Origin of the sequence: Amycolatopsis sacchari, assembly GCF_900114035.1 — a bacterium.
Taxonomy (GTDB): domain Bacteria; phylum Actinomycetota; class Actinomycetes; order Mycobacteriales; family Pseudonocardiaceae; genus Amycolatopsis_E; species Amycolatopsis_E sacchari.
The window spans coordinates 197,664-213,047 of sequence record NZ_FORP01000002.1; the positions used below are offsets into that span (position 1 = coordinate 197,664).

General features: G+C 71.1%; 15 protein-coding genes. 7 read left to right on the plus strand and 8 right to left on the minus strand.

What is annotated here, in order from left to right; translation table 11 throughout:
* Positions 1 to 93 precede the first annotated feature (93 nt).
* A complete protein-coding gene (locus BMZ92_RS05005; protein WP_091504523.1) occupies positions 94 to 921 on the plus strand; it encodes an SDR family NAD(P)-dependent oxidoreductase in 828 nt (275 codons plus the stop codon).
* Positions 922 to 923: 2 nt separating this feature from the next.
* On the opposite strand, the gene BMZ92_RS05010 is transcribed toward BMZ92_RS05005, so the two are convergent.
* The 7 genes from BMZ92_RS05010 to BMZ92_RS05040 all read right to left on the minus strand — a co-directional run bounded on the left by BMZ92_RS05010 (position 924) and on the right by BMZ92_RS05040 (position 9,024).
* Positions 924 to 1,982 (minus strand): NAD(P)-binding domain-containing protein, encoded by a 1,059-nt coding sequence (locus tag BMZ92_RS05010; protein WP_091504524.1) that lies wholly within the window; start codon positions 1,980 to 1,982, stop codon positions 924 to 926.
* 49 nt (positions 1,983 to 2,031) lie between these two features.
* Positions 2,032 to 2,691, minus strand: coding sequence for an SRPBCC family protein (locus tag BMZ92_RS05015; RefSeq protein WP_091504525.1), 660 nt, complete (start codon positions 2,689 to 2,691; stop codon positions 2,032 to 2,034).
* A gap of 93 nt (positions 2,692 to 2,784) precedes the next feature.
* A complete protein-coding gene (locus BMZ92_RS05020; RefSeq protein ID WP_091504526.1) occupies positions 2,785 to 3,639 on the minus strand; it encodes an FAD binding domain-containing protein in 855 nt (284 codons plus the stop codon).
* Positions 3,636 to 6,074, minus strand: a complete 2,439-nt coding sequence (locus BMZ92_RS05025) for a xanthine dehydrogenase family protein molybdopterin-binding subunit (RefSeq protein ID WP_091504527.1) — start codon at positions 6,072 to 6,074, stop codon at positions 3,636 to 3,638. The genes BMZ92_RS05020 and BMZ92_RS05025 overlap by 4 nt, the downstream gene beginning before the upstream one ends.
* A 1-nt stretch (position 6,075) precedes the next feature.
* Entirely contained in the window at positions 6,076 to 6,603 is a 528-nt protein-coding gene (locus tag BMZ92_RS05030; RefSeq protein ID WP_091504528.1) for a (2Fe-2S)-binding protein, read from the minus strand.
* Between the two features lie 206 nt (positions 6,604 to 6,809).
* Positions 6,810 to 7,922 (minus strand): XdhC family protein, encoded by a 1,113-nt coding sequence (locus BMZ92_RS05035; RefSeq protein ID WP_091504529.1) that lies wholly within the window; start codon positions 7,920 to 7,922, stop codon positions 6,810 to 6,812.
* Positions 7,915 to 9,024: a vWA domain-containing protein gene (locus BMZ92_RS05040; protein ID WP_425425793.1), complete on the minus strand. Its 1,110-nt coding sequence runs from the start codon at positions 9,022 to 9,024 to the stop codon at positions 7,915 to 7,917. The genes BMZ92_RS05035 and BMZ92_RS05040 overlap by 8 nt, the downstream gene beginning before the upstream one ends.
* A 106-nt stretch (positions 9,025 to 9,130) precedes the next feature.
* Between BMZ92_RS05040 and BMZ92_RS05045 the strand changes: the two genes are divergently transcribed.
* The 5 genes from BMZ92_RS05045 to BMZ92_RS05065 all read left to right on the plus strand — a co-directional run bounded on the left by BMZ92_RS05045 (position 9,131) and on the right by BMZ92_RS05065 (position 13,018).
* Complete coding sequence (locus BMZ92_RS05045) at positions 9,131 to 9,733, plus strand: DUF3558 domain-containing protein (protein ID WP_091504531.1); 603 nt, start codon at positions 9,131 to 9,133, stop codon at positions 9,731 to 9,733.
* A gap of 142 nt (positions 9,734 to 9,875) precedes the next feature.
* Positions 9,876 to 10,316 carry a hypothetical protein gene (locus BMZ92_RS05050; RefSeq protein WP_091504532.1) on the plus strand — a complete coding sequence of 147 codons (441 nt, stop codon included), beginning with the start codon at positions 9,876 to 9,878 and terminating at the stop codon, positions 10,314 to 10,316.
* A gap of 8 nt (positions 10,317 to 10,324) precedes the next feature.
* The gene (locus BMZ92_RS05055; protein ID WP_091504533.1) at positions 10,325 to 10,927 is read left to right on the plus strand and encodes a DUF3558 domain-containing protein; all 603 of its coding nucleotides are present in this window, start codon (positions 10,325 to 10,327) and stop codon (positions 10,925 to 10,927) included.
* A 7-nt stretch (positions 10,928 to 10,934) separates the two neighbouring features.
* Positions 10,935 to 12,269, plus strand: coding sequence for a PPE domain-containing protein (locus BMZ92_RS05060; protein ID WP_177228546.1), 1,335 nt, complete (start codon positions 10,935 to 10,937; stop codon positions 12,267 to 12,269).
* A gap of 2 nt (positions 12,270 to 12,271) precedes the next feature.
* Positions 12,272 to 13,018 (plus strand): ESX secretion-associated protein EspG, encoded by a 747-nt coding sequence (locus BMZ92_RS05065; protein ID WP_245782906.1) that lies wholly within the window; start codon positions 12,272 to 12,274, stop codon positions 13,016 to 13,018.
* On the opposite strand, the gene BMZ92_RS05070 is transcribed toward BMZ92_RS05065, so the two are convergent.
* Positions 12,975 to 14,504 carry an FAD-dependent monooxygenase gene (locus tag BMZ92_RS05070; protein ID WP_091504535.1) on the minus strand — a complete coding sequence of 510 codons (1,530 nt, stop codon included), beginning with the start codon at positions 14,502 to 14,504 and terminating at the stop codon, positions 12,975 to 12,977. The two genes, BMZ92_RS05065 and BMZ92_RS05070, sit on opposite strands and share 44 nt — an antisense overlap.
* 50 nt (positions 14,505 to 14,554) lie before the next feature.
* Between BMZ92_RS05070 and BMZ92_RS05075 the strand changes: the two genes are divergently transcribed.
* Positions 14,555 to 15,163 (plus strand): TetR/AcrR family transcriptional regulator, encoded by a 609-nt coding sequence (locus BMZ92_RS05075; protein ID WP_091504536.1) that lies wholly within the window; start codon positions 14,555 to 14,557, stop codon positions 15,161 to 15,163.
* The last annotated feature ends 221 nt before the right edge of the window (positions 15,164 to 15,384 follow it).

The following is a 15,384-nucleotide window of genomic DNA, read 5'->3' on the forward strand; positions in this document are numbered from 1 at the left end:
GCGGGAGATCCTCGTTTCCCGTCCGGAAGGGCAGTTGATCAGCGGAGGCGCCGGTCCGTCCGTATCCTCGCGGTACCGGCTGGGAGGCAGCGCATGAGCGAGCGAAAGACCGTCATCATCACGGGCGCGAGCGATGGCATCGGCGCCGCGGCCGCGCGCACGCTCCACCGCGACGGTCACCGGGTGGTCGTCGTCGGCCGCTCGCCGGAGAAGACGGCCGCCGTCGCGGGCGAGCTCGGGGTGGACTCGTTCGTCGCCGACTTCACCCGGCTCGACGAGGTGCGCAAGCTCGCCGATGACCTGAACACGGCGTACCCCCGCATCGACGTGCTCGTCAACAACGCCGGCGGCCTCTTCGGCGAACGCGCCAAGACCGTCGACGGCTTCGAGAAGACCTTCCAGGTCAACTACCTCGCGCCGTTCCTGCTCACCCAGCTGTTGCGCGACAAGCTGATCGCGTCGGGCGCCGCCGTGTTCCAGACGGCGAGCCTCAGCGCACGCCTGGCCGCCAAGCTCGACCTCGACGACCTGAACCACGACCGCGACTTCGCGCCGGTCCGGGTCTACAACTTCACGAAGCTCGAAATCGTCCTGTTCACCAAGGAACTGCACCGCCGGTACCACGCGCAGGGCCTCTCGGCAGCCGCGTTCGACCCGGGCGGCGTCGCGACGAACTTCGCCACCGGGTCCACCAGCCGGCCGATGCGGCTCCTCTACACGACTCCCGCGCTGCGCGCCCTGCTGCCCGGCCCGGACAAGGGCGCCAGGACCCTGCTGTGGCTCATCCAGGGCAAACCGGGCGTGGACTGGGAGTCCGGGGGCCTCTACGTGCGGCGCAAGCCCGGCCGGACCAACCGCCAGATCGAGGACGCCGACCTCGCGCGTGCCCTCTGGGACCGCACCGAAGAACTGCTGAAGTAGCCCTACCCCCGACCCTCCAGATACCGGCGGATCTCGGTGACCGCCGCCCGGCCCGCGCGGTTGGCGCCGATCGTGCTCGCCGAGGGGCCGTACCCGACCAGGTGCAGCCGCGGGTCCGCGACGACGCGGGTGCCGTCCATGCGGATGCCACCGCCGGGCGCCCGCAGGTGCAGTGGCGCCAGGTGGTCCAGCGCCGCGCGGAAGCCGGTCGCCCACAGGATCGCGTCGGCGTGCCGCTCCGTGCCGTCCGCCCACACGACGCTGTGCTCGGTGAGGTGGTCGAACATCGGCTTGCGGTCGAGGATCCCCTGCTCCAGGCCACGCCGGACGTCCGGCGTGAGGGCCAGCCCGGTCACGCTCACGACGCTGCCCGGCGGCAGTCCCGCGCGCACCCTGCGGTCCACCTTCGCGACGGACTGCCGTCCGATCTCCGGACCGAACTCCGCGTCCAGCCATTCGGGTTCGCGGCGGGTCACCCACGTCGTACCGCTCGCGACCTCGGCGATCTCCAGCAGCAGCTGCACTCCGGACGCACCGCCGCCGACCACGACGACGTGCTTGCCGCGGAACTCCTCCACGCTCTCGAAGTCCGCCGTGTGCAGCTGGCGGCCGCGGAACCGCTCCTGCCCCGGGTAGTACGGCCAGAACGGCCGGTCCCAGGTGCCGGTCGCGTTGATCACCGCCCTGGCCGCCCACGTGTCGGTCGCGCTCTCGACCAGCAGCCGCTCGCCCTCGTCGTGCACGGACAGCACGTCGACGGGCCGCACGACGGGCAGGTCGAACGTCCGCTCGTAGCGGCCGAAGTACTCCGACACGACCTCCGACGCGGGACGGTCGCGGTCGGCTTCCCCGAGCGCCATCCCCGGCAGGTCGTGGATCGCGTGCGCCTTGCCCAGCTTCAGCGACGGCCAGCGGTACTGCCACGCGCCGCCCGGCCGCTTGCCGTGGTCGAGGACGACGAAGCCGGTGCCGTTCCGGAAGCCGGTGCGACGCAGGTGGTAGGCGGCGGAGAGGCCCGCCTGCCCCGCGCCGATCACGGCCACGTCGGTTTCTGTACGCACTCCACGTACAACGGCGAGCGGGGGCCGGGGCTTCCCCCGGCCCCCGAGATCACTTCCGGCGGATCGCGCGGATGATCGCCACCACGACCAGGAGCCCGGCGACCCCGGCCAGCACCGGGGCGAGGCGCTTGAGCACCGAGTTGCCCGCCAGGTCGAACAGGTCGAGGGCCTCGGTCTCCTTCGGCTCGGCCGGCTTGACCGACTCCAGCTTCGGCTTGGGCTCGGCGGCCTCCGGAGTGGCCGTCGTCTCCGGCTCCGGCTCTTCGCCGCCCCCCAGCTTCTCCGCCAGGTTGGTCGCGAACTGGTCCAGGATCTTGCCGCCGACCTCGGAGATCATCCCGCGGCCGAACTGGGCGGGGCGGCCGGTCACGTTCAGGTCGGTCGACACGGTGCCCTTGGTGCCGGTGCCGTCCTCGTGCAGCGTCACCGTGACCGTGGCAGCCGCGGTGCCCGCGCCACGCGAGTCCTTCCCCGACGCCTTGATCACGATCCTGCGGGCCGCCTCGTCCTTCTCCAGGAACTCGCCGGAACCCTTGTACAGCAGGGAAATCGGCCCCAGCTTGACCTTGACCGTACCGGTGAACGTGTCACCTTCGACCTTCGTCAGGCTCGCCCCTGGCATGCACGGCGCGACGCTCTCCGGGTCGATGACGGCCTGCCAGACCTGGGCGGGCGGCGCCGGAACGGTGAACTCGTGGTCAAGCCGCACGGCCTGACCTCCCTTCGTCCTCGTAGGGCAGATGCCGGAAAGGGCATCCTGACGGCACTTTACGCCGTCAGGATGCCCTCCGAGGGGTTCCTCTCACCCGGTGACAGCCGCGCTGACCGCCCTACCCGTCAGTACTCGCGCCAGCTCCTGCCGGTACTCCACGTCGGCGTTGCCGTCCGCGGTCGGGTTGGTGCCCTCCGCGGCGTGCGCGGCGGCGGCGCGGATCGTCTCCCGCGTCGCCTCCTGCCCGACGAGCGCCTGCTCGACCGCCGTGGCGCGCACGGGCGTCGCGCCCATGTTCGTCAACGCGATGCGGGCCTCGGCGATCCTGCTGCCCTCGGTCCGCACCGTCGCCGCCACGGCCACCATCGACCACGCCTGTGCGACCCGGTTGAACTTCTCGTAGTGCGCCCGCCAGCCGGTGTGCTTGGGCACCCGCACCTCGACCAGGATCTCGTCCGGCGCGAGCGTCGTCGTGAACATGTCCTGGAAGAAGTCGGCGGCGGGCACCGTGTGGCGGCCGGACGTGCCCGCGATGACCATCTCCGCGTCCAGCGCGAGCGCCGGGGCGAGCAGGTCACCCGCCGGGTCGGCGTGCGCGATGGCGCCGCCGAACGTGCCGCGGTGGCGGACCTGCGGATCGGCGACGGTGTCCGTCGCCCTGGCCAGCAGCGCGGCGTGCTCGGCGACGAGGTGGTCCCGCTGCACGTCGTAGTGCGTGGTCATCGACCCGATCACCAGCGCGTCGCCGTCCTCGCGGACCCCACGCAACTCGGCGATCTTGCCGAGGTCGACGATCGTCGACGGCGCCGCGAGCCGCAGCCGCAGCACCGGCAGCAGGCTCTGCCCGCCGGCGAGCACCTTGGCGTCCTCGCCCGCGGCCGCCAGCGCCTGGACCGCCTCGTCCACAGTGGACGGAGCGGTGTAGTCGAAGGCAGCGGGGATCACTGCGCACCTCCCGAAGCGTCGATCGAACCGAGCCCGCCGCCGGCCTCGCTGCCGAGGCCACCGGCGTCCTTGCTGCCGCGGTGGATCGCGGCCCACACCCGCATCGGCGAGCACGGCATCTCGATGTCGTCGACACCCAGGTGCCGCACCGCGTCCACGATCGCGTTCACCACCGCCGGGGTCGAGGCGATCGTGCCCGCCTCGCCGACCCCCTTGACGCCCAACGGGTTCGTCGTCGACGGCGTCTCCGTGCGGTCCGTCGTGAACGAGGGCAGGTCCGCCGCGGACGGCAGCAGGTAGTCCGCGAACGTGCCCGTCGTCAGCGTGCCGCTCTCGTCGAAGACCGCCTCCTCGAACAACGCCTGCGCGATGCCCTGCGCCAGCCCGCCGTGGATCTGGCCCTCGACGATCAGCGGGTTCACCACCGCGCCCACGTCGTCGACGCACACGTACTTCCGCAGCGTCACGCGGCCCGTCTCGGTGTCCACCTCCGCCGCGCACAGGTGCGTGCCGTGCGGGAACGAGAAGTTCTCCGGGTCGAACACGGCCTCGGAGTCCAGCGTCGGCTCCATGCCGTCGGGCAGGTTGTGCGCGGCGAACGTCGCGAAGCAGACGTCCTGGATCGTGGTGGACTTGTCCGTGCCACGCACGGTGAACTTGCCCTGCGCGAACTCCAGGTCGTCCGGCGAGCACTCCATCAGGTGCGCGGCGATCGTGCGGGCCTTGGCGACGACCTTCTCCGCTGCCTTGACCACCGCGATCCCGCCCACCGCGAGCGAACGCGAGCCGTAGGTGTCCATGCCCTTGTGCGAGGACTGTGTGTCGCCGTGGATCACCTCGACGTCCTCGAACGGCACGCCCAGCTGGTCGGCGACGATCTGGCTCCACGCCGTCTCGTGCCCCTGGCCGTGCGCGGACGCGCCCGTGACGACCTCGACCTTGCCGGTCGGCAGCATCCGCACCGACGCGTGCTCCCACCCGCCCGCCGCGTAGTCGAGCGAACCGAGCACCCGCGACGGCGCCAGCCCGCACATCTCCGTGAACGTCGAGATGCCGATGCCCAGCTGCACCGGATCCTTGCGCTCCCGGCGTTCCCGCTGCTCACGCCGCAGCCCGTGGTAGTCGAACAACTGCATGGCCTTCTCGGTCGCGGCCTCGTAGTTGCCCGAGTCGTAGGTCAGCGTGGAAACGGTGGTGTACGGGAACTCCTCGTGCTTGATCCAGTTCTTCTCACGCAGCTCCATCGGGTCCATGCCCAGCTCGGCGGCGAGCTCGTCCATGATCCGCTCGATGCCGAACGTGGCCTCCGGCCGCCCGGCGCCGCGGTAGGCGTCGGTGAGCGTGGTGTTGGTGAACACGTTGGTGCAGGCGAAGTGGTACGCCGGGATCTTGTAGATCGCGTTGAACATGAACGCGCCCAGGATCGGCACACCCGGCCCGACGAGCCCGAGGTACGCACCCATGTCGGCGAGCAGCTCGACCTTCAGCCCGGTGACCGTGCCGTCGCGGTTGGCGGAGATCGTGATGTCCTGGATCTGGTCGCGGCCGTGGTGCGCGGCGAGCATCGTCTCCGAGCGCGACTCGGTCCACTTGACCGGCTTGCCCAGCTTCTGCGCGAGCAGCAGGCACATCGTTTCCTCCGGCAGCACGGCGATCTTGCCGCCGAACCCGCCGCCGACGTCCGGCGCGATCACCCGCAGCTTGTGCTCGGGAATGCCGAGGGTGAGCGCCGCCATCGTCTTGAGGATGTGCGGCACCTGCGTGGCCGACCACATCACGATCTGGGCACCAGTCGGGTCCACCACGCACGAACGCGGCTCCATGAAGGCCGGGATGAGCCGCTGCTGCCGGAACCGCCGCTTGACGACGACCTCGGCGCTGGAGATCGCTTCTTCGACATTTCCGCCCGAACCCGCTTCACCGCTGTCGAACACCCACAGCGCGTTGCGGTTCGTGCCCAGTTCCTCGTGCACGAGTGGCGCGCCTTCGGCGAGCGCGTTCTCCAGCCCGAGCACGACGGGCAGTTCCTCGTAGTCGACGTCGATGGCTTCGAGCGCGTCCTGCGCCTCGGCCTTGCTGCGCGCGACGACGACCGCCACGCCTTCACCGGCGAAGTTCACGCGGTCGGCGGCGAGGATCGGCCGTCGCGGGCTCTTCATGTCCGGCGTGATGGGCCACGCACACGGCATCCCGATGCTGCCGTCCGGGTCCAGGTCCGCGGCGGTGTAGACGGCGACGACGCCGGGCTTGGTCTTCGCCTCGGCGGTGTCGATGCCGTTGATCTTCGCGTGGGCGTACGGACTGCGCAGGACCGCCACGTGCAGCAGACCCGGCAGCGTCAGGTTGTCCGTCCAGCGGGTGCGCCCGGTGATGAGCCGGGCGTCCTCCTTGCGGGTGCGGGCCTTGCCGACCTCGGGCTCGATCGTCGCGGTCACGTCACTCGCCCCCGATCGCGCTCGTCTCGCGGGCCTCGCTGACGCGCTCGGCTTCCGGGCCGGCGCCGGGGCTCATGTGGCGTGCGGCGTCCTGCACGGCACGCACGATGTTCTGGTAACCCGTGCAGCGGCACAGGTTGCCTTCGAGCCCCTCGCGGACGGCCTTCTCGTCGGGATCGGGGTTGTCCGCCAGCAGGTCGATCGACTGCATGATCATGCCGGGCGTGCAGAAACCGCACTGCAGCGCGTGGTTGTCGTGGAACGCCTGCTGCACGGGGTGGAGCTGCCCGTCGCGCGCCAGCCCCTCGACCGTGGTGATCTCGCAGCCGTCCGCCTGCACGGCGAGCACCGAGCAGGACTTCACGCTCTGGCCGTTGAGGTGGACCGTGCACGCCCCGCAGTTGCTCGTGTCGCAGCCGATGACGGTGCCGACCTTGCCGAGCGTCTCCCTCAGGTAGTGGACGAGCAGCGTGCGGGGTTCGACCTCGTCGGAGTACTGGGTTCCGTCGACGGTGACGGTGATACGCATTGAGGCCCTCCAGTGGTGGGAGCTGGGGTGATCGCCTTCACACCGGGAGCCTGCTCCTTCTGTCGCGGTGGGACAAGTCCCCGCTCGGGGAACTTGACACACCCCTTCCGCGAATGCGCTTTCACGTCATCGATCGCTCCGCATCCGCGGAGATCCACAGTGCACGAAGTGACAAAAATATGGACTTCGATCACCGACTTGTGGAACTAACCGTGGATGCGTCCCGACAGCTCGGCGAGCCGTTTGCCGCCGCCGCCCCACCGCATCGCGATGATCTCCGCGGCGATGGACACGGCCGTCTCCTCCGGCGTGCGCGCCCCGAGGTCGAGCCCGATCGGCGACGACAGCCGCGCCAGCTCCTCGTCGGTCAGGCCGGCCTCCCGCAGGCGGGCCATCCGGTCGTCGTGGGTGCGGCGCGAGCCCATGGCGCCGACGTAGCCGACGTCGAGGCGCAGCGCGACCTCCAGCAGCGGCACGTCGAACTTCGGGTCGTGCGTCAGCACGGCGATGACGGTGCGGCGGTCGATGCGGCCGGCCTCGGCCTCGGCCTTGAGGTAGCGGTGCGGCCAGTCGACCACGACCTCGTCGGCGCTGGGGAACCGGCTGGCCGTCGCGAACACCGGCCGCGCGTCGCACACCGTGACCTGGAACCCGAGGTACGCGCCCATCCTGGCCATCGCGGCGGCGAAGTCGATCGCGCCGAACACCAGCATCCGCGGCGGCGGCTCGAACGAGTTGACGAACACCGACATGCCCTCGCCGCGGCGCTCGCCCTCCAGGCCGTAGTGCAGGGTGCCGGTGCGGCCGGTGGCGAGCAGGCCGCGTGCGTCGTCGACCACCGCGTCGTCGATGCGGGCGGTGCCGAGAGTGCCCTTCGTGCGGTCGGGCCACACGATCATGTGCCTGCCGACGCGGTCGGCGTCCTCGTGCTCGATCACCGTCACGACCGCGACAGGCTGTCCTTTGTGGACCGAGTCGACGACGTCCTGCAGCTCGGGCATGGTGTCCTTGTCGACGCGCTCGACGTAGATGTCGATGATCCCGCCGCAGGTCAGGCCCACCGCGAAGGCGTCGTCGTCGCTGACGCCGTAGCGCTGCAGCACGGGCTTGCGCTCGGCGACGACCTCCTGCGCCAGCTCGTAGACGGCGCCTTCCACACAGCCGCCGGACACGCTGCCGACGACCTCCCCGTCCTGCCCGACCAGCATCGCCGCCCCCGGCGCGCGCGGGGCGCTGGAAAACGTGGAGACCACCGTGCCGAGGCCGACGGCCTCGCCCTCGGCCCACCGCTTGTACAGCTCGTCAAGTACGTCATGCATCGCGTATCTCCACCAGCAGTCGTTCCAGGGTGGCCAGGCTGTGGCCGGCCAGCAGGTGATCGAGGTGCGGGAGCGCGGCCGCGATTCCGGACTGCACCGGAGCGTAACCGGCCCGTCCCGCGTGGGGGTTCACCCACAGGACAGCGTGCGCCAACCTCCGCATCCTGGCCAGCTGCTCACCGAGCAGGCTCGGGTCGCCGCGTTCCCATCCGTCGGAGAACACAACGACGACCGCCCGCCTCGCGATTCCCCGTTGTCCCCAGCGATCCAGGAAAATCCGGAGCGTTTCGCCGAGGCGCGTGCCGCCGGCGAAGTCCGGCACCGCCTGGCCGGCGCCCAGCATCGCGCGTTCCGGGTCGCGCTGGCGGAGCTGACGGGAGACGCGCGTGAGGCGCGTGCCGAGGGTGAAGACCTCGGTGCTGGCGGGCGCGCTCCGCACGACGACGTGCGCGAACCGCAGCAGCGAGTCGGCGTACGGGGACATCGAACCGGACACGTCGAGCAGCAGGACGACCCGGCGCGGGCGCGTGGCCTTGGCGCGGCGGGCGAGCTTCACGATTTCGCCCTGGGCGAGCATCCCGCGCAGCGTGCGGTCGGGGTCGAGCGTGCCCTTGCGGGCGGGGCGCCGCCGCAGCGAGCGTTTGACCGGGGGGACCGGCTTGAGCACGGCGAGCAGTTCCCGCAGGTGGCGGCGTTCGGCGGCGGTCAGCTCGGCGAGGTCCCGCTGGCGGAGCAACTCGGTGTCCGTGGCGGCGACGCGCAGTTCGTCGGCCTGGTCCTCGGCCTGGCCGTCCCCGGCGGGCTCGCCGGACATCGCGGCCATCCGGGCCTTCTTCTCCTTGGCGACCGTGACGGGCTTCGGCCCGGGCGGCTCGGCGGCGAACCACTGGGCGAAGGCGTCGTCGTAGCGGGGCAGGTCGTCGGGATCGGCGCACAACGTCACCCGTCCGGCCCAGTACAGGTGGTTGATGTCGGCGAGGTCGACCTGCTCCACGGCGTTCAGGTACGCCTGCACCCGCTGGGGGTTCGCGGGCACGCCGGCCTCGCGGAGGGCGGTGGCGAACCCGACCAGTGCGGGCAGCGGGTCCGTGGTGGTCACCAGTTCATTGTGCCGCCGTTCGGCGGAACCGTCCGCTAGGCTCCTGCGTCAGACGGTCACCGTGGTGGGAGCGGGCCGCGTTGACTTCTCCGGAGAACTCGGGCGCACGATGAGATCGAGTGGACTCCTCTTACTCGCGGTCGCCGCTTCGGTCCTCGCGCTGGCCGCGGCCTGTACCGACAGAACCGGCGGATCCCCGCTCCCACCAGCGACCTCCGCTACCTCGGCGCCGACCGCTCCGAAGGTGAGCAACCCGCTTCCCGCGCTCGCCTCGTACAGCGACAAGCCCTGCGAACTGGTTCCCCCGTCGCTCATCAGCCAGCTCGGCTACTCCGATCCCGAACCCAGTGCCGCCCACGGTCCGCTCGGCCCTGGCTGTGGCTGGATCGATGTCCGCACGGCCCACGGGAAGAACCTGAACGTCGCCGTCGGCGTCATCGACGGCAAGGGCGACGGAGGAATCGCCAGGGTGCAGTCGCTGAACGGCAGCCTCTACGGGTTCGTCGAACCGACCGAGATCTCCGGCTATCCGGCTGCCTACGCGGACACCACGGACCGTCGAGGCCAGGGGAAGTGTGCTCTCGTCGTCGGGGTCACTGATGACAGCACCTTCTCCGTCGACACGGACGGCTACTCCGGCCAACAAGATTCGTGCGCGGCGGCTGAGCAGGTCGCGGCCGCCGTGATCACCACCTTGCAGGGAGGCTCGTGAAGCGGGAGTTGGCCGTGATCGGCGATTCCCGCAGGCGCCCGCGCCCGGGGTGCTGATCAGTTCATTGTGCCGCCGTTCGGCGGAACCGTCCGCTAGGCTCCTGCGTCAGACGGTCACCGTGGTGGGAGCGGGGGAGGTAGCTGTGCTCGAAGCGGACGGAGGGGGCTTCTGGGAGCGGGCCCTCGGCGTGGAGCCCCAGCAGGGCGCGTACACCGTCTGGGGGTCCGACGGCATGATCGGCACGAAGGTGGCCGAAGCCGGCGGCGAGGGCGGGTTCGTCTTCCCGAGCATCGACGAGATGAACGCCGTGCTCGGCATGTGGAAAGACCGCCAGGCGAGTATCACCAAGAAGAAGAACCTGATCGAGTTGGCCCGGGGCCAGCTGAGCCAGCTCGCCGACGACCCGGAGAGCCAGGGCTACCTCCGGCGGGCGCGGGAGTCGCTCGACCTGCTGTACAACCAGCACCAGTCGATGTTGGACTACGTCGGCAACTACATCCAAAAACTGACCGACGCGACCAACGCGAAACAGGCCGACGAGGACGCGCACAAAGCCGCGTTCAAGGGCACTACGGAGAACTAGTCAGCGTGATGAAGCGGCCTCTCGCGATAACCACCGGCATCGTCGCGCTTTCGCTCGCGCTCCTTTCGGGCTGCTCCCAGCCACAGGCCGGAAATCCGGCTCCGTCGCCGACCTCGTCGGGAGCCGCCTCCGCCGCGCCGCGCGTCTCGAACCCGCTGGACCCCAGCGCCTACGTCGGCCGCCCATGTGACCTGGTGCCACCGCAGCTGGTGTCCCAGCTCGGCTTCAGCGATCCGACCCCCACCGACGCCGACAGCCCGTTCGGGCCGGGATGCGGTTGGATCGACGTCAGCGGGGCGAAGCCGAAGAACCTGAGCGTCGGGCTCCAGATACTCCGGGGCGAGCGCAACGGCGGTCTGTCCGCCGTTTACCGGACCCGCGACGCCGGTGGCTACGCGTACGCCGATCCCACCGACCTTTCCGGATATCCGGCGGTCTTCGCCGACACCCAGGACCGGCGTGCACAGGGGAAGTGCTCGGTGTACGTGGGAATCGCGGACGATCTCACGTTCAGCGCGGGAGTCGACGGCTACTCCGGGCAGCAGGATTCGTGTGCTGCGGCCGAGCAGGTCGCGGCCGCCGTGATCACCACCTTGCAGGGGGGCTCGTGAAATGGGGATGAACGGGACCGAGGTCTACCACAACTTCACGCAGGGCAGCTCGCAGTCGCTTCAGGCGGCGGCTCAGGCCGTGCAGCAGCTGGCCAGTGAGTACGAGCAGGAAGCGACCGCGATCCGCGACCTGCAGAACCGCATGAACGCCGCCTGGACCGGCAGCTCGGGGAACGCCGCGTACGCCGGTGCCAACCCGCTCGCGCAGGCGTTCACCGACTCCGCCGAGCCGCTGGTCATCACCAACGCCTCGATGAGCGTTCAGTCCGACCTGTTCGAGAACGCCCGCTCGAACGTCGTCCCCGTCCCGCCCGCGCCCGAGAAGCCCAGCGGGTGGAACCTCGCCTTCAAGTCGGCCATCCCGATCGTCGGGCCGTCGCTTGCGGTGAGCGACGTCAAGTCGTACCAGGAAGGCATGGCGAAGACCAACGCGGCCAACGAGAACAACGTCCGCGTCATGGAGCAGTACAGCTCGGCCACCGGTGACACACGCGGCCGCATCCCGACCGACTACAAGGTGCTGCCCACCGACACAGCCTCCATCAGCCTCGGCTCGTCGAGCGTCACCCACGTCGGTTCCATCGGCTCCGGGTACACCGACGTCACCCGGGCCTCGTCGTCCACGGCCTATTCCTCCGTGGGCAGCCCGCAGGGCGGCGGTCCCGTCAGCGCGCCCCCGACCTTGAGCGGTGCCGCGCCGGTCAACACGCCCCACGTGCAGACCGGCGGCAACCCCGGGCCCGTCAGCGCGCCGCCGAACCTGTCCGGCACCGGCCCGAACACGGGCGGCGGCACCGGTACGAGCGCGTACGTGCCGAACGTTTCCGGCGGCTACGACAACACCCGGCGCCCCGGCCCCACGCCCAACCGCGGCACCACCTCCACAGGCACCGGTGGCGGGCGTGGCAGCGCCGCGAACCGGCTGTACGACGACGAGAACCGTCGCACCACAGGCCGCGGGAGCAGCGCGGCCGAAGAGCGGCTCGGGCGTGGCAGCGCGTCCGAACGACTCGCACGCGGCGGCAGCGGCGAAGGACGTCTCGGCAGCGGCGAGGGTCGGCTCGGCAGTGGCGAAGGGCGCCTCGGCAGCGGTGAGGGCCGCCTGGGCGCGGGCAAGAGCAGCGGAGCGGGCAACCTCGCCAGCGCGGCGTCCGCCGAGGAAGCGGCCGCGAGCCGGAACGCGGCCCGCAGCGCGAACGGCGCCCCGATGGGCGCGGCCGGGCAGCGCGGGCGCGGCGAGGAGGACGAGGAGCACCAGCGTCCCGACTACCTCGTCGAGGCCGATCCCGACTCGATCTTCGGCACCGACGTCCGCACGACTCCGCCGGTCATCGGCGAATAGCCATGCCCGCCGTCCGCAGTGACTACCTGTCCCTGCCGCTCGACGCGCTCGCGGGCGCCGTCGAGCGGGAGAAGGCGGGCACGCTCCACCTCGTCCTGCGGCCCGAACCCCTGTGGCTACCGGACGACGAGAAGCGCGCGGCCGAACGGCGCATGCTGGAGTCGCTCGACGCGGCCGGCCTGCTGGACCGCCAAGGCCGCCTCGACGTCGAGTTCCTCGACTGGCTTCCGTTGCTCACCAACGCTTCCGTCGAGTACTACGGCTGGGTCCACGACGGCCGTCGCACCTACGGGGTCCTCGCCGCGGCCCGCGGGCTGCAGGGCATCGTCGCCGTGCGGGTGGACGACGGGATCGCGCTCAAGCCCGTCCACCGCGACCGGCTGGCCGAATCACTCGTGGCCGAGCTGCCCGACGTGCGGCCCGGCGGCGGGCGCCCACTCGTGATCCGCGTCGCCGAGCTGGAGGAAGCCGGCCGCGAAGACCGCATCCCCAGCTGGGACATCCGCGACCTCGTCAACGTGTTGCAGCGCCCGGTGAGCGGCACCGGCGAGCTGTACGTCGCGCACCGCGACGAGCTGAACCGCTACCACCAGCTCGACACCCCGCTGCACTACGCCGACACCGACTGGGGCCGCTACCTCAACTACGCCACCGGCACCGGCAGCGACGCCCAGATCTACCTCGCGCCGGGTCACCCCACGGCGATCATCGAACACCTGCGGAAGCTGGAGCAGACCCTCCCGAGCTGACGGGCGCACCGAACCACGTCCGGAAAGCGCTTTCCAGGCCCGCCTGTCCCCCGTCGCCCGCCCAGGCGACGAAACCGTCCGGCCGGACCAGCACCGCGGACAGCTCCGGATGAGTGGTGCACTTCGCGCTCAGCACCCGCACCCGAGGCGCCCACCCGGCCGCCAGCCGCCGCAGTTCCGCCGAATCGGCCAGGTCCAACAGCACCCCGCGACCGTCGTGGCAGTGCTCGCCGAACCGGCTGCCCTCGGCGAACTCGAAGTCCGGCGCACTGGAGCCGACGAGCTCGTGCTCCCCCTCGATCGGGTAGCGGTGCAGCATCCCGGATACCTTCCGCGCCACGTAGGTGGCCCCGTCCCGCGTCGCGAGCAGGTCCGCCACCACGTTCCGCAACGCCTTCGTGCGCGGGTCCGTCCGCATCAACGCCACCTGCGCCCGCGTCCACTCGAGCACCCACTCCCCGATCGGGTGCCGCTCCGCGGTGTAGGTGTCCAGCAGCCCTTCCGGCGCCCAGCCCCGCACCGTCGCCCCGAGCTTCCAGCCCAGGTTCACCGCGTCACCGATGCCGAGGTTGAGCCCCTGCCCGCCGAACGGCGAGTGCACGTGTGCCGCGTCGCCCGCCAGCAGCACCCGGCCACGCAGGTACGTCGAGGCCTGCCGGGCGTTGTCCGTGAACCGGGTCGCCGAGTGCACGGCCGTCACGCGAACGTCCACACCGGACACTCGGCGCAGGCTCTCCTCCAGTTCCAGGGCCGTGACCGGGGTCGTCCGGTCGTCCGGCGCGCCTGACTCGACCGTGAGGATGCGGCCGGGGACCGGGCCGTGCACGTAGATCCCCCGGTCCGTCCGGTTCCAGCCCGGCTTCAGCGCCTCCTCGCCGGTCAGCTCCACCAGGGCCTGCCTGCCGGTGATCTCCGGGTCCGTGCCGGGGAAGTCGAAGCCGGCCAGCTTCCGCACCAGACTCCGCCCGCCGTCGCAGCCGACGAGCCAGCCCGCCCGCACGGACTCCTCACCCAGCCGCACGGTGACGCCCGATTCATCCGCGTCGAAGCCGGTGAGTTCGGTGCCCCTGCGCAACTCCACGCCCAGTTCACGCACCTTGTCCGCGAGCACCGTCTCGATCGCCTGCTGTCCCACGGGCAGCAGCCGCATCGCCGGTCCGGCGTCGCGGAGACCACCCACATCCACCAGGTCGGCGTCCACCATCAGTCCCGCGAAGTGCCCGGCGATCCTCGGCATCGCCTTCGGCTTCCCCTGGAACGCGGCGATCCGCTCGAACGCCCGGCGCTGGTGTTCCTCCAGCGCCGCCCACAGGCCCCGCCGGTAGAACGCCTCGGCGGTGGGCACGTTGATCGAGCCCGCCTTGATCGTCTGGTCCACTTCGGACAGTCGCTCGACCACGAGCACCCGCACGTCGGCGAGCCTCAGCTCGAGCGCCAGCATCAACCCCACCGGGCCGCCCCCGGCCACCACCACGTCGAAGTCCATGCCGCCAAACTTATACCGAGTCAAAGTTTTGGTCCAGTAAAATTATGCGCATGGGGCTCCGCGAGCAGAAGAAGCAGGCCACGCGACGGCACATCTCCGACGTGGCGAGCATGTTGTTCCTGCGCCGGGGCTTCGACAACGTCACGGTCGCCGAGGTCGCCGAAGCGGCGGGCGTGTCGAAGATGACGGTGTTCAACTACTTCCCGCGCAAGGAGGACCTGTTCCTCGACCGGCACGCCGACCGTCTGCGGGACCTGGAGCAGGTGATCCGCGCCCGGCCGGAAGGCGAATCACCGGTCGCGGCGCTGCGGCGTTACCAGCACGAACTGCTGGCGCAGCGGCACCCGCTGTCCGCGACGGTGCCGGGGGTGGTCCACTTCGCGCGCGTGGTGGAGGCGAGTCCGGCGCTGCGTGGCCGGGTGCTCGAACAGTCGCGCGAGATCGCGGAGACGCTGAACACGCTGCTGGCCGAGGAGTTCGCCCCACTGGACGCCGAACTCATGGCGAACCTGCTCGCCGCCGCGCTGGAAACGATCTACCGGCACGCCACGAACCGCATGCTCGCGGGCGCCGACCCCGACGAGGTGTACCGCGACCAGCCCGCGGTGGTGGACCGGGCCTTCGATCTGGTGGAGCGGGGACTGGGGGCGGTTGGGTGACCCGGGGGGTTGAGGGGCGGAGCGGCGGGGCGGCGGCGCCGGGCGGCACCACCGGCGGGGCTGCGCGAGGCGGCGGCGCGGGCTAGCGGCGGGGCAATGCGGCGCAGCGGCGCAGCGGCGCGGCGGCGCGGCGGCGCGGCGGCGCGGCGGCGCGGGCCAGCGACGGAGCCGCGAGGCGCCAGGCGGGGGTGGCGCGACACCAGCGGGGAGTGGCGCGCGGG